At 40.7% G+C, this 22,651-nt stretch carries 21 protein-coding genes; 14 read left to right on the forward strand and 7 right to left on the reverse strand.

The features are described from left to right. Window positions 1–18: 18 nt before the first annotated feature. The 3 genes from L0657_RS00780 to L0657_RS00790 form a co-directional block, all read right to left on the reverse strand. Window positions 19–675 carry a response regulator transcription factor gene (locus L0657_RS00780; protein ID WP_235148418.1) on the reverse strand — a complete coding sequence of 219 codons (657 nt, stop codon included), beginning with the start codon at window positions 673–675 and terminating at the stop codon, window positions 19–21. 4 nt (window positions 676–679) lie between these two features. Then, complete coding sequence (locus L0657_RS00785) at window positions 680–1,495, reverse strand: sensor histidine kinase (protein ID WP_235148419.1); 816 nt, start codon at window positions 1,493–1,495, stop codon at window positions 680–682. Window positions 1,496–2,247: 752 nt separating this feature from the next. After that, entirely contained in the window at window positions 2,248–2,634 is a 387-nt protein-coding gene (locus tag L0657_RS00790; protein WP_235148420.1) for a hypothetical protein, read from the reverse strand. Window positions 2,635–3,190: 556 nt separating this feature from the next. Between L0657_RS00790 and L0657_RS00795 the strand changes: the two genes are divergently transcribed. The 4 genes from L0657_RS00795 to L0657_RS00810 all read left to right on the forward strand — a co-directional run bounded on the left by L0657_RS00795 (window position 3,191) and on the right by L0657_RS00810 (window position 5,314). Beyond that, complete coding sequence (locus L0657_RS00795; RefSeq protein WP_235148421.1) at window positions 3,191–3,607, forward strand: hypothetical protein; 417 nt, start codon at window positions 3,191–3,193, stop codon at window positions 3,605–3,607. An 83-nt stretch (window positions 3,608–3,690) separates the two neighbouring features. Continuing rightward, entirely contained in the window at window positions 3,691–3,966 is a 276-nt protein-coding gene (locus tag L0657_RS00800; protein ID WP_235148422.1) for a SelT/SelW/SelH family protein, read from the forward strand. A gap of 332 nt (window positions 3,967–4,298) precedes the next feature. Then, complete coding sequence (locus L0657_RS00805) at window positions 4,299–4,703, forward strand: Hsp20/alpha crystallin family protein (protein WP_235148423.1); 405 nt, start codon at window positions 4,299–4,301, stop codon at window positions 4,701–4,703. A 275-nt stretch (window positions 4,704–4,978) separates the two neighbouring features. Further along, window positions 4,979–5,314: a hypothetical protein gene (locus L0657_RS00810; RefSeq protein ID WP_235148424.1), complete on the forward strand. Its 336-nt coding sequence runs from the start codon at window positions 4,979–4,981 to the stop codon at window positions 5,312–5,314. Window positions 5,315–5,393: 79 nt separating this feature from the next. On the opposite strand, the gene metG is transcribed toward L0657_RS00810, so the two are convergent. After that, window positions 5,394–7,466, reverse strand: coding sequence for a methionine--tRNA ligase (gene metG / locus L0657_RS00815; protein WP_235148425.1), 2,073 nt, complete (start codon window positions 7,464–7,466; stop codon window positions 5,394–5,396). A gap of 168 nt (window positions 7,467–7,634) precedes the next feature. Between metG and L0657_RS00820 the strand changes: the two genes are divergently transcribed. The 9 genes from L0657_RS00820 to L0657_RS00860 all read left to right on the forward strand — a co-directional run bounded on the left by L0657_RS00820 (window position 7,635) and on the right by L0657_RS00860 (window position 18,083). Then, window positions 7,635–8,189, forward strand: coding sequence for a hypothetical protein (locus tag L0657_RS00820; RefSeq protein ID WP_235148426.1), 555 nt, complete (start codon window positions 7,635–7,637; stop codon window positions 8,187–8,189). A gap of 206 nt (window positions 8,190–8,395) precedes the next feature. Further along, on the forward strand, window positions 8,396–8,935 hold the full coding sequence (locus L0657_RS00825) for a carboxymuconolactone decarboxylase family protein (protein ID WP_235148427.1): 540 nt from the start codon (window positions 8,396–8,398) through the stop codon (window positions 8,933–8,935). 14 nt (window positions 8,936–8,949) lie between these two features. Next, window positions 8,950–9,510 (forward strand): carboxymuconolactone decarboxylase family protein, encoded by a 561-nt coding sequence (locus L0657_RS00830; RefSeq protein ID WP_235148428.1) that lies wholly within the window; start codon window positions 8,950–8,952, stop codon window positions 9,508–9,510. Between the two features lie 32 nt (window positions 9,511–9,542). Continuing rightward, window positions 9,543–12,308, forward strand: a complete 2,766-nt coding sequence (locus L0657_RS00835) for a TonB-dependent receptor (protein WP_235148429.1) — start codon at window positions 9,543–9,545, stop codon at window positions 12,306–12,308. A 16-nt stretch (window positions 12,309–12,324) separates the two neighbouring features. After that, a complete protein-coding gene (locus L0657_RS00840) occupies window positions 12,325–13,575 on the forward strand; it encodes an MFS transporter (RefSeq protein ID WP_235148430.1) in 1,251 nt (416 codons plus the stop codon). Between the two features lie 85 nt (window positions 13,576–13,660). Next, a complete protein-coding gene (locus tag L0657_RS00845; protein ID WP_235148431.1) occupies window positions 13,661–14,809 on the forward strand; it encodes a DUF3179 domain-containing (seleno)protein in 1,149 nt (382 codons plus the stop codon). A gap of 88 nt (window positions 14,810–14,897) precedes the next feature. Further along, window positions 14,898–15,467, forward strand: coding sequence for a carboxymuconolactone decarboxylase family protein (locus L0657_RS00850; RefSeq protein ID WP_235148432.1), 570 nt, complete (start codon window positions 14,898–14,900; stop codon window positions 15,465–15,467). Between the two features lie 132 nt (window positions 15,468–15,599). After that, the gene (locus L0657_RS00855; RefSeq protein ID WP_235148433.1) at window positions 15,600–16,598 is read left to right on the forward strand and encodes an NAD-dependent epimerase/dehydratase family protein; all 999 of its coding nucleotides are present in this window, start codon (window positions 15,600–15,602) and stop codon (window positions 16,596–16,598) included. A 78-nt stretch (window positions 16,599–16,676) separates the two neighbouring features. Further along, a complete protein-coding gene (locus tag L0657_RS00860; protein WP_235148434.1) occupies window positions 16,677–18,083 on the forward strand; it encodes a lipopolysaccharide assembly protein LapB in 1,407 nt (468 codons plus the stop codon). 37 nt (window positions 18,084–18,120) lie between these two features. On the opposite strand, the gene L0657_RS00865 is transcribed toward L0657_RS00860, so the two are convergent. Then, window positions 18,121–19,116: a glycosyltransferase family 9 protein gene (locus tag L0657_RS00865; protein ID WP_235148435.1), complete on the reverse strand. Its 996-nt coding sequence runs from the start codon at window positions 19,114–19,116 to the stop codon at window positions 18,121–18,123. 185 nt (window positions 19,117–19,301) lie between these two features. On the opposite strand from L0657_RS00865, the gene L0657_RS00870 reads away from it, so the two are divergent. Next, entirely contained in the window at window positions 19,302–20,591 is a 1,290-nt protein-coding gene (locus L0657_RS00870) for a pitrilysin family protein (RefSeq protein WP_235148436.1), read from the forward strand. Window positions 20,592–20,974: 383 nt separating this feature from the next. On the opposite strand, the gene L0657_RS00875 is transcribed toward L0657_RS00870, so the two are convergent. Together L0657_RS00875 and L0657_RS00880 are read right to left on the reverse strand one after the other, a co-directional pair. Continuing rightward, window positions 20,975–21,295 carry a hypothetical protein gene (locus tag L0657_RS00875; RefSeq protein ID WP_235148437.1) on the reverse strand — a complete coding sequence of 107 codons (321 nt, stop codon included), beginning with the start codon at window positions 21,293–21,295 and terminating at the stop codon, window positions 20,975–20,977. Window positions 21,296–21,370: 75 nt separating this feature from the next. After that, window positions 21,371–22,615: a pitrilysin family protein gene (locus tag L0657_RS00880; protein ID WP_235148438.1), complete on the reverse strand. Its 1,245-nt coding sequence runs from the start codon at window positions 22,613–22,615 to the stop codon at window positions 21,371–21,373. Window positions 22,616–22,651 lie beyond the last annotated feature (36 nt).

The raw sequence follows: 22,651 nt of genomic DNA on the forward strand, positions 1-22,651 counted from the left end.
AAATATGAAACGAAGAGTCTATAAAAGCTGATTTTTGTAAGCAAAAGCAACAGCAGCGGCAGTTGTTTTTGTACCTGTTTTTTCAAGAACACGTAGACGATGCCCTTCTACGGTACGCACACTGATAAATAGTTTTTCACTTATTTCAACGGTTGATAACCCATCACAGATTAATTGTAGAACTTCTTTTTCCCGGGCTGAAAGCGCAACGTTACATGAGTTCGGGAAAAACGGATGTTTGTTTGGCTGGCGGTTCACCATTTTTCGGTGCATTGCCTTTGATACAAAATCGTTGTAATAAAATCCGTCTTCCGATACGCGTCTGATTGCTTTTTCAACTTCGTCTGGGCTGGTATCTTTTAAAAGATATCCCTGAACTCCTTTTTCGAGCATGTGTATTACAAATCGGTCTTCGTTATACATGGAAACAACGATGATTTTTATGTCTGGAAAACGCTCGAAAGCAAGTTCCGTCGCCTGGATACCGTCCATGACGGGCATTTGCAGATCCATAAAAACAATATCAGGCATATTTCCGGGAAGTTTATCCAGAAGTTCCTGGCCGTTGGCCGCCTCCAAAATAAAATCAAAATCAGGGATATTACTCAGCATGGAAATAAATCCTTTTCTGAATAATTCGTGATCGTCTGCGATGCCTAGTTTCAAGGTTTTCATACTGCTAAATTATCGCTTTTTCACGACGAAATGGATGTAATGGTTCCGGTTTGGTGGCGGAAGTGGGTACTACCGGTATCCGGGCATATGCCTTGCATCCGCCCATAGCAGGTTTTTCGTAAGCGATGGTTCCATCCACAATGGCAAGCCGGCTTTCTATTCCAAGTAAGCCAAGACCCGCCAGTTTGTTTTCCTTAATCATCTCAGGATCAAATCCTATACCGTTATCAGTTACCTGAAGCCCGATAATCGTACTGTTTATCTGCAAGTTAATTTCAATCTGGGAACATTGTGCGTGTTTGATCGAATTGTTGACAAGTTCCTGCATTATGCGATAGATCGTGAGCTCAACCTTAGCGCTCTGCCGGGGAGCGTCTTCTGTATTAGAATGAAAGGAAAGAGTTAAGTTATTATCCTCTTCAAGTTTGCTGATAAATTCTTCGATAGCCGCGGCCAGGCCAAATCTTTCCAGCGTGGTCGGTACCAAGTCGCGTGTAATCCGCCGCACATGGAGGATTGTTTCTTCAAGAAGCGACTGAGATTTTCGCATAATCTGCTCCTCCTTTACCCCGCTGTCAACCGTTAGTTTACTAAGCTGATTTAAGCTAAGTTTCGTCAGAGACAGCATCGTCCCAATATCATCGTGTAAATCCTGTGCAATCCTGCGACGTTCTGTTTCTTCTGAATTTAAGGCAGTATCAAGTAAAAGACGCTGATAGTCTTTTTCAATTTCCCGAAGTTTTTTTTCCTGCGATAGTTGTCGTTTCTGATAGAACATAACGAAGAGGATCACAAAAAATGCCATCATTAACATTGCCATAGTTGCAATTAGTAAAGCCCACTTTAATTCGTCACTTTCGAGCATAATACCGCACAGAAAAGATCCAAGTACCGACACCAAAAAGTATCATTGAGATACTTTCGAAAATATAAGGGATATGCTGTAGAAAACCTATATCGATTTTATTATTCCATTTTTCAGTATAACTCAAAACAGGGGCAATAAAAAGAATGGTAGAATAATACAATAATAAACCTGAACATACCCAAAAGAAAGGAAACGTCAATATGTTAGGGATTTTAAGCGCCTGAATTGTTTGATAAAAAAACAATAATACCCAAAAAAGCATTAAAAGGCTTTCCAGGGTAGTCGCATATAGCACCATACGATGATTATGCAAATCTGAAAGCAATGGATTAACGTGCAAAAAATCCCAAATAAAAAATAATATGAAGAGACCTATGGATACTAATATTCCGGTTTTGAAAATCTTAATATCCATTTTATAATAAAACATACCACTAAAAAGCGCGTAACGTATGGGGACGCCAATGTTGTAGTACAAAATATTATTTACTCTTATGGATGCGTAATGAAACATGACCAGGTCAATACATAATTTTAAAACCAGATAGACGAAAAGCAGCAAAAATGCCGGATCAATAAATGCTCGTCTATACCAGATCACTAGTATGGGTATAATGGTGATAAAAACGGAAATACTTGCGATTGGCTGTCTCTGACAGAATGATAAATAACCCTCAAACATTTACGTTTCAATTAAATCATATTTAGCAATGCGAGGGACACGTCGGCCCGCCTGCCATAGCATCGTCATCAGCAGGCATATCCTTATGTCCCATTCCTTTCGTAATGTCTCTGCCGTTTGCATCAACCGGCACGATCACTAACCTCGAGGTTGGCTTTCCTTTTCCGAACACTGGCTCGTCCCCTTCATGGTCTTCATTCTGTGCGCCATAATATACCCGAAATCCTACACAGTTGTCTCCTAAGGGCTCAATTAATTTGTTAAATGTATTAATACCAAAAAATTCTGCCTTAATATAATTTTCACCACGGGCATGGATCGCCTTTTCCTTTGCCTGGTGTGGCTCCATTAGTGCTTTGGCCGCAAGTGCCGAAATAAGTCTGCCTTCATTACCAGTAAACTTTGCCATAACTTTTTAATAAGGGAAGAATGTGGGATAAATTAATTAGACGTAAAATTAATCCTAACCATTTGCATAACAAGACCGGTCAAATCACCTTAATAATTTTATTCTATAATTTACTGATTAATAGTGAGTTATTGTGATTCATTTAAGTAAAACACGTAATTCTACGTATCAGAATGGGGGTTATTACCACTTGGCAGAACCTGGTTTACGCGCCGTTTAAATCAGGGTAATTCACGCTAAAATACAATAATGGCTTCTTGTAATTTCGTGTCAGCCATGAAAGATATTTCCACAGCGTACGATTAAGGTTAAGGTTAGGCTAGTATAAAAATCCGGAATGAAGATTCATTCCGGATTTTTTGTCTTTTAATTTTTGTACTATCAAAACAATCTTCATCAATGAAGGAATAAACATTGAATAATTTCAAGTTTAAAATTTGTTTAAAGATAATGTTTTGGCGTGGTATTTATTTTGTATTGACTTGTATATCAATATTTTATAGCTTTATTTTATTGAAGAGTATCAGTTCTATTTTTATTAATAAACCTGTATGCTATGAAAAACTATTCTATCAAGTTCTTATGGTTGTTTTGTTTACTGATTTTGTCGGTTTTAAGTAAGCGGGCTTCGGCGCAAAGTATTACCGAAAAGAAAGAGGCTGCTTTTTATTCTGATTTTTATGTGATGCAGGTCAAGCCAATGAAATTTCAATTGACTTATAATTGGCCGGCTACCGACCGGGTACTTATTCGAATCAGTGATGGAAACAGGAATTTGCTGTTTACTGAAAAAGTACTGGTTTATAAAAAATATGAGAAGTTGTTTGACCTGTCCACGTTCATAGATGGTCAATATACCTTTGAGTTATGGGATGGGGAGAAAAAATTTGTTCAGTCCTTCAACATCACCACGGTAACCAAAAGAGAAGCCACTGCAAGAAATATCGCTTTTTTATCGAATTCTGAACTTTGATTTTACATTCACAAGTAATCTTCTTCGCCATTCTCGTCTCCCGATAAAGATTCTGTAACTAACTTTATCAAAAAAGATTCAAGATGAAACCCACAATTACAATCGAGTATTGCCCGAAGTGCGGCTGGTTGTTACGGTCAGCCTGGATGGCGCAGGAACTGTTATCCACTTTTACAGAAGATATACATGCAGTTACATTAGTCCCATCAGAAGTTGCCGGACGGTACACAATCAGGCTGGATGAAGTACTTTTGTGGGACCGCAAACGAGAGGGACATTTTCCTGAGCCCAAAGAGATGAAACAGCGCGTTCGCGACCAAATTGATCCAAACCGGGATTTGGGTCATAATGATCGATAAGCGCGACAAAATCGTATGTTCGGTAAAATTGATCTGTAATTATCTAAAATAATGTGTTAAACCTCCAAGATGTTTTTGAGTCTATAATAAAGATAGATTTAAAGGACATTATGGCATTTCGTTTAAATGGATCGGTTATAATGTCAGCTGTTACAAGTTTAGTAAAAAATTTCATTTTTGCCACAAATCATTATTTATTTTGTAATATACTTTAAATCAATAAGTTATATTGTTTGGTTGTATTTTTCAAATCAAAGAATTTTTATGGGTAAAATTCTGGTATAAATGTTTTTGTTAAGTGTACAATTGAGTTAATACAAAACGCGGAACACATGGAAAGCAAAATAAAAATACCCCGGGAAATGTTGATGCACATTGATTTTACTAATAGCATCAATGGAGGAACGAGTGAGCCGGTCGTGCACCTTGAAAAGGGAACCGACGGCTATCAGGTAACAGTAAAAGCTCCCGGGATTGATTCGGATGATCTGGAACTTGAAATTGTAAAGAATAAAATGCGTTTATATCACCTTTTGCCTATATTTTCACAGGATGGGGAGCGGGAAGAACAGTGGAAAACAATTCATTTCATTAGTACGCTGACAATTCCTGATGGAGTTGACGCGGATAATATTACTGCAAGGTATGACGAAACAAAACGTCAGCTAGTCCTATTTCTTCCATTCAATCACCAACAAGATGACTTTCGTAGAAAAGTGGATATCGAGCGTTGGTAGTCGGAAAGAGAATATAATTGACATTTAGAAGGCCTCACAATTTTACTGTGGGGCTTTTTGTTTGCCAAATAATTCAGACAAAAAATACGTTCTCTAAGCGTGGATAATGATTTTCGTGAATTACCTGTTTCTCAAATGGTTTGAACGTTAAATTTATTGTATCAATCTAATAGTTAATGTTAAGATACGATTAACCTACCATGTCGGGTGAATAATAAATTTGGATATGTGTATATTCGTGTAGAAAATTCCTCCAAATAATTGAATACAACGTTATGAAAAAATCAAACATCTTTGCTTATATCGAACTTTCGAAGTTGGCAGAAGGTCTTCGTATTTCTGATTCTACAGAACATGCAAAAAATCAGCTAAAATCTCAGGCAGCTTATTTCAATATTATAGAACCTAAATATTTTTCGGACGATCTTATGATTGAATGGGAAAATATTCTAGGATATACAAAAAAGCTGGGAGCGAAAGTTAACGAGGAAGGTAGGATTGTTTCTAATGCTGTAACAAATACAATAGAAAATATGTCCGATGCAGAATGTAAGGTTTTGGTGGAACGTGTTAATGCGATTTACGACAAGTTGAAAAAGGAATTCGAATAGATATTCATAGTCTAAGCTTATAAAACAAAACCTATTGCGCTTGGCAATAGGGTTTTGTTTTATATATACAGATCAGTTATCAATTAACGGTGCCGCCATTCCACACATCTTTTCCAGGCTGAACAAAAGCAAGACTTCCGTCTTTGTCTTCTGCCATCAGGATCATACCGTGACTTTCCATTCCCATCATTTTTCGGGGTGCCAGATTGGCCAGGTATAGAACAGTTTTACCAATAATATCTTCCGGTTTGAAATGTTCAGAAATTCCGCTTAAAACGGTACGTTGTTCGCTGCCGATATCCACTTTAAGTTTCAAAAGTTTTTTGCTTTTTGGAACACTTTCGGCTTCAACGATCGTTGCCACACGAATATCCATTTTGGCGAAATCATCAAACTGGATTTCTGCCTTCACCGGTGCTACAACTTTTCCTTCCAGCTCGTTCGCACGTTTGGCATCGTGTAGTTTTTGAACTTGTTTCTCGATCACGTGATCCTCTATTTTTTCAAAAAGCAAACCTGCTTCACTGATCGGCTGGCCGGCCTCTAACAAATCCAGTTTTCCGGCATCAAGCCAGTTTTTGCTCGTTACGCCTAATTGTTTCTGAATTTTTTCAGCTGTAAAAGGAAGAACTGGTTCGGATACAATCGAAAGAGACGCAGAAATCTGTAATGCAATATTCATAATCGTGTTAACCCGCTCCGGATCTGTTTTGATTGCGTGCCAGGGCTGCGTGTCTGCCAGGTATTTATTTCCTAACCGGGCAAGATCCATGATAAAAGTCAACGCTTCCCGGAAACGATAATTTTCCATCGCATCACCTATTTTTGCAGGAAAAGCAGCCAATTCAGCCAGGACAGCCTTATCAATTTCCGTTAATTCTCCCGCAACGGGTACTTTGCTGTCACAGAATTTTTGCGTTAAAACAACCGCACGATTGATGAAATTTCCGAAAATTCCTACCAGTTCGCTGTTGTTACGCGTTTGGAAATCCTTCCAGGTAAATTCGCTATCCTTGGTTTCTGGTGCGCTTGCTGTTAACACATAACGCAAAACATCCTGTTTGTCAGGAAGTTCTTCCAGGTATTCATGCAGCCACACGGCCCAGTTTCTTGAAGTTGAAATTTTGTCACCTTCCAGATTCATAAATTCATTGGCAGGAACGTTATCCGCAAGTACCAGATTTCCTTCGGCAATAATTGTCGCCGGAAAAATAATGCAATGGAAGACGATATTGTCTTTTCCAATAAAATGAACCAGCTTGGTTTCCTCCGCGCCGTCTTCATTTTTTTGCCACCATTTTTTCCAACCCTCGTCTGTTCCGTTTTTCTGGATGAGCCAGTCTTTGGTAGCAGAAATGTATCCGATTGGAGCTTCAAACCATACATAAAGAACTTTTCCTTCTGTATTTGGCACAGGAACCGGAATGCCCCAGTCAAGATCGCGGGTCATTGCGCGTGGCTTCAAACCTTCCTTCAACCAGGACTGGCATTGTCCCAACACATTCGTTTTCCATTCCGGATGGCTATTCACATATTCTTCAACCTGCGGCTGTAAAGTATCTAACGGTAAAAACCAGTTTGTCGTCGGGCGCATCACCGGTTTTGCTCCCGAAAGCATCGAATGCGGCTCAATCAATTCTGTCGGGCTCAAAGCAGATCCGCAGCGTTCACACTGATCGCCATAAGCATTTGGATTGGCGCATACCGGACAGGTACCGACGATATATCGGTCCGCCAAAAACTGCTGAGCCGTTTCATCATAATATTGCTCCGTAGTTTCTTCTATGAAAACACCTTTCTCATACAGATCTTTAAAGATTTCCTGCGAAGTTTCGTGGTGAATTTTCTTACTTGTCCGTGAATAGACGTCAAAAGAAATTCCCAGCTGCTTGAAAGATTCGTCAATCTGCGTATAATATTTATCGACAACCTGCTGAGGCGTAAGTCCTTCTTTTTTTGCGCGGATCGTGATGGGTACGCCGTGTTCATCCGTGCCACTGATAAACGCAACATCTTTTCCGTTTGAGCGGAGATAACGTACGTAAATATCAGCCGGAATGTAACATCCGGCAAGGTGGCCAATATGAATAGGTCCATTGGCATAAATCAATGCCGCCGTGACGGTATAGCGTTTAGGGTCAATAATTGCCATTAATTTTTAACTATAATTTAGTTTATTGTGCAAAGTTACATCTAATTAAAATGTAACAAATTGTTGGAAGTTAATTATCCAGATAACTGAAAATAATGTGGGGTTTGGAAATTTCAATGCTTGTTATATATTTGTACAATTATAAGTAAAACTTTTACTTTTGTAACCTTGGGTCGCATACTTTCCATATTACTTTGCGGGCTTTTGCTCTACAACATGATGGGCTACTCTGTGGTCTATTTGTTGGAGGACAAGTATACCGTAAGTGCTGGAAATAATGATTTTATAGAGAAACAATCTTCCTCAAAAGACATTCTGATTAAAATTCCTGTCTCAATACCTTATCAAACCAGCTGGGATAATGCCGAACAGGCAGAAGGCAAGATAGAACACGAAGGTGAATTTTATCAAATGAAAACAAGGCAGCTGATTAATGACACGATGTATGTTCATTGCGAATTTGATCAGAACGCGCGCGATCGTTTTATGACACTTGCTTCAAATATTAATGATGAAGTGGCAGGTGACAACGCGGATCCTGGTAAAAAAGCACCATCAACACTTTTAAAAAGCTTTCTTAAAGATTACATGTCTTCCGGAAAGAAACATGTTTTCTATGTAATGGAATGGTCTGAGGAAATAATTAATCCTGCCGACCGTTGTCATTCCTTTTTGCTTCAAGCCTTCCTGAGTATCCCATCTCCGCCTCCTGATTTAGTGTAAATTTTTACTTCCTGTTTGAACTATGGAAACTTCACTCTAATGTTTTAGCATCATGGTATTTGTTTGTCTATAATTCATTTGGTTTTGACCGGCAGGAACTTCTCTGAAAATTTTCAACTATTTCAAAACCAGTTGGTTGTCGCTTGTTTTATGGCGAAACTGCGATCAGTCATTTTCAATGATTGAATAAAATTGCTCATACTTAAATGGCGCATATATCCTTACCGAATGAGGAGCTTCCGGGCATTGTCGGACTTTTCTACTTTCGTCCCGAAACTGCTAAACCGCTCAACGCACTTGCTGAGGTGCTGCTCAGAGGCCCGTCTTCTCTGACAAGCGGCGACCGCGAATTAATTGCTTCTTATGTTTCAAATCTGAACAATTGCCATTTCTGCCATACTTCCCACGGTGCCGCGGCAATGGCGCATTTGTCATGTGATGTAGATTTGCTGGATGATATCAAGCAGGATTTTGTCACAATCCCGGTTTCACAAAAATTACGTACACTATTAACGATTGCCGCCAAAGTTCAGAAAAGCGGAAAAAATGTATTGGAAGAGGATGTTCAGGCAGCGCGTGAATCAGGCGCTAATGATGAAGAAATTCATGATACAGTATTGATCGCGGCTGCATTCTGTATGTTCAATCGCTACGTTGATGGCTTGGGAACCTGGGCTCCGAAAGAAAATGAGGCCTATCGCGAAATGGGCGAACGAATGGCTTTTGTAGGTTATAACCGGTTCTGATAAACATCCTGAAAATGCCACATATACCATTACCATCACATTTACCGGGTATTACCGGTTTGCTGGAATTCAGCCAGGACACGGCTGCGCCTATCCGTGAGCTCACCCAGATTTTGCTTCGCGGCGACTCCACGCTCTCACAAGGTGAGCGGGAATTGATCGCAAGCGTAGTTTCCAATGACAATGAATGCACATTTTGCACCACAGCGCATACAGCAGCCGCCGATTTGCTTTTAGGTGAATCGGTCACCTGCGAGATGGTTAAAAAAGATATCGATTCAGCGCCGGTCAGCAGTAAAATGAAGGCACTTTTGAAAATCGCAAAACTCGTCCAGCAAAGTGGAAAAGCAGTGACAGAAGAAGCTGTTTCAATAGCAAAAACGGAAGGGGCAAGTGATCTTGAAATTCACGACACCGTTTTGATCGCTGCGCTTTTTTGCCTTTACAACAGGTATGTAGACGGCCTTGCCAGTGTAACGCCAACAAACCCGGAGTTTTATCAATACCTGGGAGAACGGATCGTAAATCATGGCTATAACCGTCTGCCGCAAGGTTACGATCATTTAAAAAAATAAATTTCTGATATCACAATTGTTCACCCTTCCCTATGAAAAGAAACTTTTACCTGTATATATTATTTACGGTCTTATTCAGTGCTGCGATGGCAAAAGCACAATCTTCCAAAATTTCCGGCCTGGTTCAGGATTCGGAGACAAAGCAGCCACTGGCGGGAGCGTCTGTCGTGGCAAAAGGGAATATTGCCGGAACAATCACAAATGCCGCGGGTAGTTTTGAAATAACAACTTCATCAACAACTTTAATAATTTCGCTCGTTGGCTACGATCGTCAGGAGGTGAAGGTTAATAACAATTCGTTTATCACTATTTCCCTGAAATCATCTGCCGAAGAGTTGGATCAGGTCGTGATATCTGCTTCGCGTGTTGAAGAAAATATTCTGCGCTCGCCGGTAAGTATTGAAAAAATGGATATCCGGGGTATTCAGCAGACACCGTCCGCCAATTTTTATGATGGCTTGGTCAATATCAAGTCTCTGGATATGGTTACCAGCAGCTTGACTTACAAACAAATCAATACCCGCGGATTTAATACAACAGGTAATGGTCGTTTTTTGCAACTTGTTGATGGTGTGGATAATCAGCCTGCTGGTTTGGGTTTCGCCATGGGTAATTTGTTCGGCCCGCATGATCTTGATGTAGAAAGTGTCGAGTTAATTCCGGGAGCTGCCTCTGCGCTCTATGGCCCGGTGGCTTTTAACGGCATGTTGTATACCCGAACAAAAAATCCTTTTGAATATCAGGGATTAAGTGTTCAGACAAAATTTGGTGTAAATCACATCGGAGACGGTACTGGTCTGGGCGCGAAACCGATGTATGATATGGCTGTCCGTTATGCAAAATCTTTTAACAACAGACTGGCTTTTAAAGTAAACGCTTCGTATTTAAAAGGCACTGATTGGTATGCCAATGATTACACGGATATCGATCCGAATACGCCTGTCGAAAACAGAGGCCCAAATAATTCAGGTAAAAATTCATTGAATATTTATGGAGACGAAGTGGCTCAAAGTCTTGTTGGGATTGGCCGCGTCTCCCGAACAGGTTATGAGGAAAAAGATCTTGCCAGTTATGGCGTGTATAGTTTAAAGTTAAATGGCGCGCTTCATTACCGGATAACGGATAAGATCGAAGCGATTTATCAGGGTAATTTCAATCAGGGAACGGCGCAGTACACTGGCAGCAACAGGTTTGTGATCAATGATTTTAAATTGATACAACATCGCCTTGAATTAAAAGGGAGTAATTTTTATGTCAGAGCTTATTCGAACAAAGAATTATCCACAAACTCGTACAACACAAGGGCGCTTGGACAGCAAATTAACAGGACTTGGGTCCGCGATTTAAACGGAGCGACGGTAACGCCGGATAAGGCTGACGCAACGTGGTTTACAAGGTACGCGGCGGCATTCAACGGCACGATCGGCGGTGTGGCAGGAAATGATAATAATGCAGCGAGAGCCTTTGCTGACCAGGGAAGAGTTTTGCCAGGCAGCGCGGAATTTGACGCTGAAAAAGAAAGATTAATCAAAGTTCGGGGACTTTCAGGAGCGGGCATTTTGAGCGAATGCAAATTGGAACATATCGAAGGAATGTACGATTTCAGTTCCCTGCTTAAAGTTTTCAATTTACAGGTTGGCGGGAATTACAGAAAATATTACCTGAATACCGGCGGAACATTATTTGATGATAAAGATAAAAATCTGACCAACGAAGAATACGGAGCTTTTGCTCAGGCTTCAAAATCTTTATTTAAAGATCATTTGAAACTGACTCTGTCCGGTCGTTACGATAAAAATGAAAATTTTGAGGGAAGATTTACGCCACGCGCTTCGGCTGTTTATTCAGTTGGTGATCATAATTTCAGGGCTTCCTATCAAACTGGTTTCCGTAATCCAACGATCAGTGATCAGTATATTAAATTAAATGTCGGGCCGATTATTATTCTCGGAGGTGCGCCATCAAACGCTATCGGCCAAAATGCATATGAAAATTCTTTCACTTCCGCGTCAGTTTCGGCCTTTGGTTCTGCTTTTGGAAAAGAAGTGCAGCAAGGTGTGCCTTTCCCGCAAGCGGTTGCGAATAATAAGGATAAGCTGGTAAAGTCAGATGTTCCTTACATCAAGGCAGAGCAGGTGAAAAGTTATGAGATTGGTTATAAGGGTTTGTTTGGAAAAAAACTGCTGGTAGATGTGAATTATTATCATAGCCAGTACACTGACTTTATTATCAATACGGTTGTTATCCGTCCGAATTCAAATGTCTTGGCCGCTGATGGATCGATTAATCTTGCCGCCGCAGGTGATATTCCTGCCGGAAATATTCAGGCTTTTCAGCTATATACCAATGCTACTGATAAAGTTTCAATTCAGGGAGTAAGTGCAGGTTTGACTTATTCTTTTCCGAAATCATATCGTCTGAATGCTAACTCAACCTGGGCAAGCTTTAATATTCTGGATGCAAATCCAAATAATATCCCTGCATTCAACACGCCGGAGTGGAAGACAAATCTGGTATTCAGCAACCCGAAAGTTACAGAGAATTTAGGTTTCAGCGTCGCCTGGCATTGGCAGGATTCGTTTGATTGGTATGGCAGCTTTACGGAGATGCGTCCGGGCAAAATAAATGCTTACAATTTATTGGATGCGCAGATCAGCTATAAAATTCCTTCGCTGAAAACGATCGTCAAACTTGGTGCAGCAAACCTGACGAATAAATATATCGTGCAGGCATACGGCTCTCCGGCAGTTGGAGGATTGTATTATGTAAGCTTGAATTTTGACCAAATATTCAGATAGGTTTATAAAAATAATTATGGAAACCCTGGAATTGCAAAAGGCAAAAAGTCACGTATTGTCCAGAAACTGGATCGCATTCGGTTTGTGTATGGTGAGCTATATTCTTAGCGGAACGGTATCCACATTGATGTCGGTTTATTTGCCGGTTGCGATTCCTGACCTCTTAAAAAGAAATGTTTCGGAGGCCGAACTGGGGGAAATCGGAGCTTACGTGAACGCGACATTTTTATATGGCTGGATGCTGGGAGGGCTGCTTTTTGGTCTGATTAGTGATAAAATCGGAAGGGTCAAAACACTGGCTCTGGCAACAGCGCTTTCGGGTTTAGGGACTTGTCTTGTTGTGATCGTGCCAGACTGGTATATTTTAATGGGACTAAGATTCCTGACTGGAATGGGTGTTGGCGGGGTATTGCTGGTATCGACAGTTTACATTTCCGAAATATGGGAGAAACGCACGCGTCCGGTAATGCTGGGAATTCTGGCTGTTTCTTTTCCAATCGGCATTGTAGCGACAGGAAGTTTAAACATACTTTTTGCGGAATGGAGACCGGCATTTGGTCTTGGTATTATTCCTATTGTTATTGCTGTTTTGATTTTACTGACGTTAAAAGAATCAACATCATGGCAACTGACCAGGACACAAGTTTCCCAAAAACCGGAAAGTATTTTTGATAAAACAAACAGGCCAAATCTTATCGCAGGATCTGTGATTTTTGGTTCGGTACTTATAGGTCTCTGGGGTATTTTTTCCTGGCTTCCGACCTGGGTTCAAACGTTACTTGCGGCTGGCGAAGATGGTCAGAAACAACGCGGCCTGACCATGGTACTTCTGGGGTTAGGCGGAATAACCGGCGGGATTTTGTCAGGTTTTTTGATCCGGAATTTCGGAAGCAGAAAAATCCTGATGATGACTTTTTCCGGTTGTATCGTTATGTGCGGGATTTTGTTTATTACAAACCATACTTTCAATACGGTCATTTATGGGGAAATAGCGGCACTGGCACTTTTCTTTGGCATCAGCCAGGGTGCTTTGTCAAGCTATATTCCTGAATTATTTCCGGTGGTGATCAGGGCAACGGCGACAGGCTTTTGCTTTAATATCGGCCGCTTTTTTACTGCTACTGCTGTTTTTTTTATCGGTGCGCTGGTTGCAATCCTTGGTGGATTTGGCAATGCATTAATGGTTTTTTCAATACCATTTCTCATCGCTTTGACCGCTGCCTGGTTCAGCAGAGACACGGATACTAATATTAAGAACTTATCATAGGTTAATTAATTCAAGCAAACGGACTTGTCATTTGACGAGTCCGTTTCTCTAAAATTGCAAAACCTTTGTTTATCAAAATTTTACAATGAAAAAATATTTTTACGTCGGCATTATCGGATTAATTCTTTTTGAAATTGCCAAAGTTTATTTCATCATGCCCATGCCGGGAAGTCAGCGGATGAATAGTATTGATCTCGCTTATTTTTTGCATACCTGGCGCTGGACGTTCAGGATTTTATTTATTATACTCATCCTCCTGGGCTCGCCCTCAGTTTTTAAAACAAAGAAAAAGTGGCTGCCGGCTTTGATGATATTATTGGTCGCAGGAGTGGCCTACGCTGCTAATTTTGAAATGGCGGCTGATACCATGTTTTACCAACCGAAAACGCTATTGCTGAAAAATGCGGGAAGTAATAAGGTTGACAAAGACAGACTGGTTATCGGCGTCGAAGAAAATGGAGAGGCAAAAGCATATCCAATTCAGTATATCGGGTATCATCACCAGGTTGAGGTTCAATTAAATGGGAGACCTGTTATTGTTACCTATTGCACGGTTTGCAGAACCGGAAGGGTTTTTGAACCTGTTGTAAATAATCAGCCGGATGTTTTTAGATTGGTCGGAATGGATCATTTCAACGCCATGTTTGAAGACGGGAAAACGCACAGCTGGTGGCGGCAGGCAAATGGCGAAGCAATTGCAGGACCATCAAAAGGGCAAACTTTGCCTGAAATCAACAGCACGCAAACATCTTTGGGCGAATGGCTGAAACTGCATCCAAACAGCCAGATCATGCAGCCGGATCCGGAATTTCAGATGAAGTATGATTCCATGAGCAAGTATGAAAGCGGGAAAGGTAAATCCGCGCTGACGAAGACTGATTCTCTATCCTGGAAAGAAAAATCCTGGGTTGTTGGAATTCAGATGGGAAAAGAAAGTAAAGCTTTTGACTGGAACCGTTTAAAAAAAGAAAGAGTGATTAATAGTGAAGTTGGAAATACGCCGGTTGTTTTGGTTCTGGCTTCGGATGATAAAAGCTTTTTCGCTTTCATCAGGTCTTCTCAACAAGAGAATTTTATAGTAAGAAATGACACAATTATCGGCGCGGAAAACAGATATAATCTGCTTGGTAAAAATGTTACATCTGAATCTTCAAATGATTTAAAACCCATAAACGCCTACCAGGAATTCTGGCATAGCTGGCAGACATTTCACCCTAAAACTGAGAAGTATTAAAACACAAAAGTTATTAGCCATGATTTTAATTCGGTCGCTCATTTTCGGGCGGCCGAAATTTTTGATTCCCATATTAATCTTCAATAAAATGGCGCATATAAAAATTCCGGAAGAAGACCAATTACCTGGGATTCGCGGTCTGATGGCTTTCAGGCCAGAAACCGCCAAACCCTTAAATGACCTCGCTGAGGCTTTGTTGAGAAAAACAGATAACGATCTGTCAAGAGGCGACCGGGAGTTGATCGCTACCTACGTTTCCTATCTAAATGATTGCCTTTTCTGCCAAAGCGTACATGGGGCGGCAGCGCAATGTTACCTGGAAGATGACGGAACGTTGGTAAGGCAGGTTAAAAACAATTTTGTCGAATCAAAGGTTTCTGAAAAAATGAAAAGCCTGTTGTCCATTGCTGCAAGCGTTCAGAAGGGTGGGAAATTTGTCACCCCTGATCAAATTGAAATTGCAAAAAATAACGGCGCAACAGATTCGGAGATACACGACACAGTTTTGATCGCTGCGGCATTTTGTATGTTCAACCGTTACGTGGATGGTTTGGGAACTTGGGCATCGGCTGATCAGGAAAGTTATATTCCAAGAGGAAAGAGGATTGTTGAAGAAGGATATGCGGGTTATGATCCGATGAAGAGTTTGTTGAAATAAACCGTTGGTTAACAACTAAATGAAGGTGAATACTTTAATGGAAAAATTATATTCTTGTTAATATTCAAAGCCTATTATCATCATGTGCTTTATTACAGCGAACTTTGACGATCTACTGTTCGTTCTACATTCATGAAAATCCTTATTACCGGAGCCACAGGTTTAGTTGGAAGTACTGTTGCAAGGCAACTTCTGGCAGAAAATCATACTGTTTTTGCACTTGTTCGTTCAGGTTCCGACAGAAGTCTTCTCAATGATATTGAAAAAAATATCCAATGGATTGAAGGTGATATATTGGATATCAAGTCGTTAGAGGAAGCGATGGATCAGGTTGAGTATGTGGTTCATACCGCCGCCGTTGTCTCCTTTATTCCCAAAGACCGGAAAATGATGTACAAAGTCAATATGGAAGGCACTGCCAATGTTGTCAATGTTTGTCTGAAATACGATATCAAAAAATTTTGTCATGTTAGCAGTATCGCCGCCATCGGACGGCCTGATTCTCGAAAAATTATTGATGGTCAGGACCTGATTATTGACGAGGATCAGCGCTGGGAAGAATCTCCTGAAAATTCTGAATATGCAAAATCTAAATATCTGGCTGAACTCGAAGTTTGGCGTGGTATGGAAGAAGGATTAAATGCAGTCATCGTAAACCCTACATTAATTCTCGGCGAGGGCGACTGGGCGAAAAGCAGTACACAGATTTTTAGATACGTTTATCAGGAAAAACCATTTTACACCGAAGGCATCGCAAACTATGTCGATGTTCAGGACGTGGCAAAAGCGGTCGTTCAGCTGCTTGCGTCGGATATTTCCGGGGAAAGATTTTTGCTGAATGCGGGGAGCATTTCCTATCAATCTTTGTTTAATAGTATTGCGGATGCAATGGGTAAAAAGCGGCCGGCCTTTAAAGTCGGTCCCGGACTGGCGGGTGTGATCTGGCGTGTGGAGGCTGTGCGTACCTGGCTGATGGGGACGAAGCCGCTGATCACGAAAGAGACCGCACAATCGAGTGCAAGAAGATTCCGTTATAACAACGAAAAAATTAAAAAAGCAATCGGGTTTGAGTTTCAGCCTATTGAAAAAACGATCGCTCGGGTGAGTGAAAGTTTGATCGGCAAGATTTGAATAGACCGGATTTATTTTTAACTTTCTTTTATTATAGTTAGTGGTAAATTTACCCTCAACTCTAACCTACTGATCCGTATGATGGAGAAAAACTTCGGGGAAAGAAAAGATTACATGAAAGAAACATTGCTCAGGTTTGAAAGAATGTTGAAAACCAAAGAGTCAGAGTTTTTCGATTTGGATACATACGAGAAAGTAACGGAGTATTATTTGGAAAAAGGGGATTGGGATAAGGCTTATCAGGCCTGCGAGTTAGGTTTGGCAGATTTTCCATATTCGCTTGATTTATTGCTTAACAAAGTACAGCTTCACGCCAATCGCGGCGAGCATGATCTGGCGATGGAGATATTGGAGCGTGCTTCTCTTTTTCATCCCGGCGACGTTGAAATTTCCTTTATGCAGGTGGGCATTGCCAATATGATGGGCGAATATGAAGAAGCGATCACAATTCTGGAAGGACTTTTGAACAGGGTGGAGGACAAGGATGAAATCTATTTTCAAATAGGGCAGACATTTCAGAACTGGGGAAAATATGATGAGGCGATTTTAAATTACAAACTTTCATTACGAAACAACCTGAATAATGAGAGTGCATTATATGAGCTGGCACATTGCCTGGATTTGATTGGTGAGCTTGAAAGTCATCTTGCTTATTATCATGAATTGGTGGATCGTGATCCGTTTTCACAACATGCCTGGTATAACCTCGGAATAGCATTCAGCAAACTTGAACGCTTCGAAGATGCGGTGAATGCTTATGAATATGCAACGCTTGTAAAAGACGATTTTGCGTCTGCTTTTTTTCAACTCGGTAATTCTTACATGAGCCTTGAACAATATGAGCAGGCAAAAATACAATATCTGAGAGCCATAGAACTGGAAGGCAAGCAAACAGAAACCTGTTGTTGTCTGGGGACCTGTTATGAGAAACTTGGTGATTTTGAAACCGCAATAAAATACTATCGTGAGGCTGTAAAACTGGATAGTCAGTGGGACGACGGCTGGTATGGTCTGGGGATATGTTTCAGCGAACTCGGACGCTGGTATGAGGCAGTTGGGTTTTTAAGAAAAGCGATTCAGATCACAGAATTAAATCCTGATTACTGGCTTGCTCTGGCCGAAACTGAATTCCGGGTTGGGAATGTCATTTCAGCATTCGAAGCTTTTGAAAAAGCCGCCGAAATTGAACCTTCAAATCCTGATATCTGGCTAAAATGGTCTTTTGTACTTTTTGAGCAGGGAAATTATGCGCGTGCCTGTGATCTGATACAAGCTGCGATTGACGAAATGCCCGAAGAAGCGGATCTTTATTATCGTATGGCAGTTTATCAGATCCACGCCGGCGATTATCGAGAAGCTTTGGTTAATCTGGAAGTGGCGCTTACCCTTGATTATGATGCCCATTTACAGCTTTTTGACTTTTTTCCTGAATTGGAAAAACAAAAAGCATTGTTCAGAATTATCGAACAGTACCGCGAAAAGTAGTATCGGATTATAAAATATTGACAGTTTCTTGAACCTGCTATCTCAGAACTTCAAGAAACTGTTCTGTTTTAATGTCGACAGCACATTTGAAATGGCCTTGGGGACAAGCCTTGTGACCATGAAGCCCACAGGGACGGCAGGTTAATTTTTCCAAAACTTCAATAAGATGTGAATTGTCAGACAACGGCCCGAAGCCAAATTCCGGAACTGTTGAACAATAAACTGCCGTTACGGAAGCATTGACCGCAGAGCTGATATGCATAGGTGCAGAATCGTTCACAAAATTCATTACCGAAGATTTCATCAAAGCGGCGGATTGCAGGAAGGATAGTTTTCCGCATAAGTTCTGAACCTTTGCTTTGGAAGAAATCTGATTTTGAATACTCTGTGCCAGTTCATCATCGCCTGGTCCGCCGAGGAGAAAAATCTGATATCGATCTGTAATTTGACTGATAAACTTGATCCAACCTTCCGCTGGATATTGTTTCGTAAACCAAACAGAAGCCGGCGCGATACAGATATAAGATTTTGACTGATAATGTTTTACGAAATTGTAGTCATCCGCAGAAGGATATAATCTTGGTTTAAGAAGTTCGCCCGAAATCTCATTTTTTACAAGTTCGAAGTTACGGGTTGTTTCATGGATACCATTTTCAATTTTGTGCGGAAATTTATTAGTAAAAAGAAAAGAAAATGGATTTTTGTCAAAACCAGTGGTCTTTGGAGCCTTTGAAAATGCCGTCAGCATTCCCGTTCCGCCAAACCTTTGTAAATTGATAACCCAGTCATATTCCGATTTTCTTATTTGTTTTAATAACTGGAAAAGGCTTTTGAACTTACCCTCTTTCTTTTTCCAAATCAGTACATTGTTCAAGTAAGGATGATTTTCAAAAAGGCCTTCATTACCTTTTCGAACCAGAAAATCAATTTTTGCGTCCGGTAAACCCTGATGCAGGTTTTCCAATAATGAGGTCGCAAGAATTACATCGCCGATAAAAGCAGTTTGGATAACGAGTATGCGCCTAGGAATCATGTGATTGGAATCAAAAATTATATTTTCAAAATAAAATTAATAAGTAATTGATTTTCAATAAATTATTAATTTTTCAATAAGTCGCTTTTTGACCATTGGCCTAAAAAAAACATCTTTCAAACAAAAGTCTGTAATTTTGCAGACATCACCGAAAATTATTGACAGGTAATTTGTGTTCATAAGGAATGAAGAGAAATAATATGCGTAAACATGTGAATGCCGAAGCTCCCTCATTAGCGCTAACAGAAGAATATAAATTACACACCTTAGCAAACGGAATTCGCATTGCACATAAACAAGTTCCTTACACGCAGATTGCGCACGTAGGAATTATGCTTGATATCGGAAGCCGGGATGAACAGCCTCACCAACAGGGACTGGCTCATTTTTGGGAACACATGGCTTTCAAAGGAACTGAAAAACGTAGTTCATATCATATCATCAACCGTCTTGAAAATGTTGGCGGTGAACTTAATGCGTACACAACCAAGGAAAAAATTTGTTTTCATGCATCTGTTCTGGATGATCATTTTGACAAAACGCTGGATTTATTAGCGGATATTGCGTTTCATTCAGTTTTTCCTGACAAGCAGATTGAGCGGGAACGAAATGTGATTATTGAAGAGATGTCAATGTATAACGACTCTCCGGAAGATGCGATCCAGGATGATTTTGACCAGCTTGTTTTCGCAAATCATGCGTTGGGGAATAATATACTGGGAACCCCCGAAACAGTCAATTCCTTTGGTCGTGAAGAGCTTTTCCAGTTTATAAATGAAAATCTTGATACAGAACAAATTGTTGTTTCTTCGGTAAGCCGTTTGCCATTTTCGAAAGTAGTACGTGTTGCTGAAAAATATCTCGGGAATATTCCTCATAAAAAAACGACAAGAATCCGTCAGGCTCCCGGACTTTATACTCCCATTATTCAGGAAAAGGAACGTTCAATTACGCAGGCCCAATGCGCGATGGGGCAACCGGCATATGCACTTGGAGACGATAAGCGTTTGCCATTTTTTATGCTTGTAAATCTGCTTGGCGGACCCGGCATGAACTCCCGGTTTAATTTATCGCTGCGTGAAAAATATGGTTTCGTTTATTCCATCGAAGCCAATTATACGCCATATCTGGATACCGGATTTTTAGGGATATTTTTCGGGACGGAACAGAAACAGCTGGCCAGAAGTATTTCTTTGATCAATAAAGAGTTAAAAAGAATCCGGGAAATTCCATTGTCGACATCACAGCTGCATCAGACAAAGGTTCAACTGATGGGCCAATTGGCAATGTCGGAGGAAAGCAATATGAGTTTCATGCTGATGATGGCAAAAAGCTTGCTTGATACAGGACGTGTGGATTCTTTGCCTGAAATTTTCACAGAAATCCAGGAAATTACGTCGGAACAATTGCAATCAATCGCCCGGGAAATGTTTAACCCAGAGCATTTTAGCTATCTGACTTTTATTCCTGAGTAAGTTAGATTTTTGGTATAATATTATGGACAGTCATTTGCTTCGGTGAATGACTTTTTTTTGTTTTTTAAATTACGTTTTCAGGCGACTCCGAAGGAGTCTGATATCAGGCATTTCTGTCTCATTACTATAAACAGGATGCTCCAAATGGAGCGGGACATTTGGTGAACGTCACCTGAAATTGAACTGTTATGATCACTGTAATGAATAACCACAGCGTAGTTCCCTGTTTATAGCAAGTACCTAAAACAAAAGCGCTCCTGGCTCCTTAGGAGATTCCTGTTTGTTATTTATCGTACGGAATTTTTGTAAATGATGAAAAAAACTTCCGGATGTATACCATGCATCCGGAAGTCAATGTTTATTTCGCGAAGTAATTGACCAAATTATTTGGCTTTAAGTATTGCTTGTACCTGATCAAAATCTTTGGTCAGAAATAATTTATATAACTCTTCAATTTCAGCCCAGTCGGAGAATTGCGCCTTTACGTTTTCATCCTCGTCTTCATTGAAAATTCCGGTAACCGTCAGATCTTTCTTTGCTTCCAGTATAACCTCGGCATCGCCAACAAATACGCCAACCCAAAATAAGCCTTGTTCATCATCCATTTCGATTGTTTCAGAGATCGCCCAGCTAACGTCTTCCATGTCCACGTCGTCTACGGAATCACCCCATCCTGTCTGCAAATATGTTTGTGGTATTGTCATTAACCAATTATTTTAAGGTTGAAAAAAGTGGGACTTTGAAATAATCTCATCGAATTATTTCAAAGCTGTAATTATTTAAACACTTACCTCAGCCCGGTAATAAAGCGTCGATCCGTTTTCCGGCCGCAGTATATTTTTTGCAGCTTCATGCAAGTCCTCCGATTTCATATTTCGGATAATTTCGGCATCATCATTTGCCCAGTCAACATTTCCCGCGTTGGCTGCAAAAGCAAGGTTCATCGCACGATTCAGAAGCTCAACCTCTGAAAATGCCAGGGTTGCTTCCGTCTGATTTTTAACCTTGGTTACCTCTTCATCTGTGGCACCAGTCGCAACAATTTTACTTAACAGATCCTTTACCGCTTCGTCAGCCTCTTCCAAAGTAACGCCCGGATTAAGATTTCCCCTAATCAAAAGAAGTCCGGGATCCAGCGAAGATGTGGTGCTTGCGCTGATACTGTTAAAAAGCGGTTTGTCTTTCAGCAAAGCCTGATACAGTCGCGATGATTTCCCTCTTCCCAGAATATCACTTAACAAATCTGATGCATAAAACTGATCTTCATAGCGGCCAGGCATATGAAAAACTTTGATCAATGAGTTTAATGGAACAGCTGCGGAAGTTTCCAAATGACGTGCTTCGGTCTGTTTCGGTTCTTTGGGAATATTACGAACGTAAGGGGCCCCGGCAGGAATTCCTGCAAACCACTTTTTCGCTAATTGTTTTATCTGTTCCAGTTTTACCGCACCGGCCACCACCATGACTGCATTATTGGGTCTGTAAAAACGGAAGAAAAAATCCTGAACATCTTCCATCGTGGCACGTTCAATATGTTCGATGTCTTTTCCGATCGTTGCCCAGCGGTATGGATGTTCCTGGTAAGCTAGCGGTCTCAATTTCAACCACATATCACCATAAGGCTGGTTAAGATAACGTTGTTTGAATTCTTCTATGACCACCTTGCGCTGAACTTCCAGCACATTCGGATCAAAAGACAAACTCAACATTCTGTCGGATTCGAGCCAGAAAGCAGTCTCAACATTGTCGGCGGGAAGTGTGATATAATAATTCGTAATATCAGGTGATGTAAACGCATTATTTTCGCCGCCTACGGTCTGGACCGGGATATCATAGTTTGGAATATTTTTTGAGCCACCGAACATTAAATGTTCAAATAGATGCGCAAAACCGGTGCGTTCTTCATCCTCATCCCGCGATCCGACGTTATATAAAATATTAACCGCAGCCATCGGCGTTGAAAAATCTTCATGAACATATATTTTCAGACCGTTGTCTAACGTAAAGTGCTCGTAGCGAATCATAAGTAAGTCAGTAATTAGTAGTTGAGGTTGTCTCCT

It is taken from the genome of Dyadobacter sp. CY345 (assembly GCF_021502725.1).
GTDB lineage: Bacteria > Bacteroidota > Bacteroidia > Cytophagales > Spirosomataceae > Dyadobacter.

Excerpts from the sequence above, each read along its gene's own strand:
- L0657_RS00780 (WP_235148418.1), bottom strand. The coding sequence starts at position 675 with ATGAAAACCTTGAAACTAGGCATCGCAGACGATCACGAATTATTCAGA.
- L0657_RS00785 (WP_235148419.1), bottom strand. The coding sequence starts at position 1,495 with ATGGCAATGTTAATGATGGCATTTTTTGTGATCCTCTTCGTTATGTTC.
- L0657_RS00790 (WP_235148420.1), bottom strand. The coding sequence starts at position 2,634 with ATGGCAAAGTTTACTGGTAATGAAGGCAGACTTATTTCGGCACTTGCG.
- L0657_RS00795 (WP_235148421.1), top strand. The coding sequence starts at position 3,191 with ATGAAAAACTATTCTATCAAGTTCTTATGGTTGTTTTGTTTACTGATT.
- L0657_RS00800 (WP_235148422.1), top strand. The coding sequence starts at position 3,691 with ATGAAACCCACAATTACAATCGAGTATTGCCCGAAGTGCGGCTGGTTG.
- L0657_RS00805 (WP_235148423.1), top strand. The coding sequence starts at position 4,299 with ATGGAAAGCAAAATAAAAATACCCCGGGAAATGTTGATGCACATTGAT.
- L0657_RS00810 (WP_235148424.1), top strand. The coding sequence starts at position 4,979 with ATGAAAAAATCAAACATCTTTGCTTATATCGAACTTTCGAAGTTGGCA.
- metG (WP_235148425.1), bottom strand. The coding sequence starts at position 7,466 with ATGGCAATTATTGACCCTAAACGCTATACCGTCACGGCGGCATTGATT.
- L0657_RS00825 (WP_235148427.1), top strand. The coding sequence starts at position 8,396 with ATGGCGCATATATCCTTACCGAATGAGGAGCTTCCGGGCATTGTCGGA.
- L0657_RS00830 (WP_235148428.1), top strand. The coding sequence starts at position 8,950 with ATGCCACATATACCATTACCATCACATTTACCGGGTATTACCGGTTTG.
- L0657_RS00835 (WP_235148429.1), top strand. The coding sequence starts at position 9,543 with ATGAAAAGAAACTTTTACCTGTATATATTATTTACGGTCTTATTCAGT.
- L0657_RS00840 (WP_235148430.1), top strand. The coding sequence starts at position 12,325 with ATGGAAACCCTGGAATTGCAAAAGGCAAAAAGTCACGTATTGTCCAGA.
- L0657_RS00845 (WP_235148431.1), top strand. The coding sequence starts at position 13,661 with ATGAAAAAATATTTTTACGTCGGCATTATCGGATTAATTCTTTTTGAA.
- L0657_RS00850 (WP_235148432.1), top strand. The coding sequence starts at position 14,898 with ATGGCGCATATAAAAATTCCGGAAGAAGACCAATTACCTGGGATTCGC.
- L0657_RS00855 (WP_235148433.1), top strand. The coding sequence starts at position 15,600 with ATGAAAATCCTTATTACCGGAGCCACAGGTTTAGTTGGAAGTACTGTT.
- L0657_RS00860 (WP_235148434.1), top strand. The coding sequence starts at position 16,677 with ATGATGGAGAAAAACTTCGGGGAAAGAAAAGATTACATGAAAGAAACA.
- L0657_RS00865 (WP_235148435.1), bottom strand. The coding sequence starts at position 19,116 with ATGATTCCTAGGCGCATACTCGTTATCCAAACTGCTTTTATCGGCGAT.
- L0657_RS00870 (WP_235148436.1), top strand. The coding sequence starts at position 19,302 with ATGAAGAGAAATAATATGCGTAAACATGTGAATGCCGAAGCTCCCTCA.
- L0657_RS00875 (WP_235148437.1), bottom strand. The coding sequence starts at position 21,295 with ATGACAATACCACAAACATATTTGCAGACAGGATGGGGTGATTCCGTA.
- L0657_RS00880 (WP_235148438.1), bottom strand. The coding sequence starts at position 22,615 with ATGATTCGCTACGAGCACTTTACGTTAGACAACGGTCTGAAAATATAT.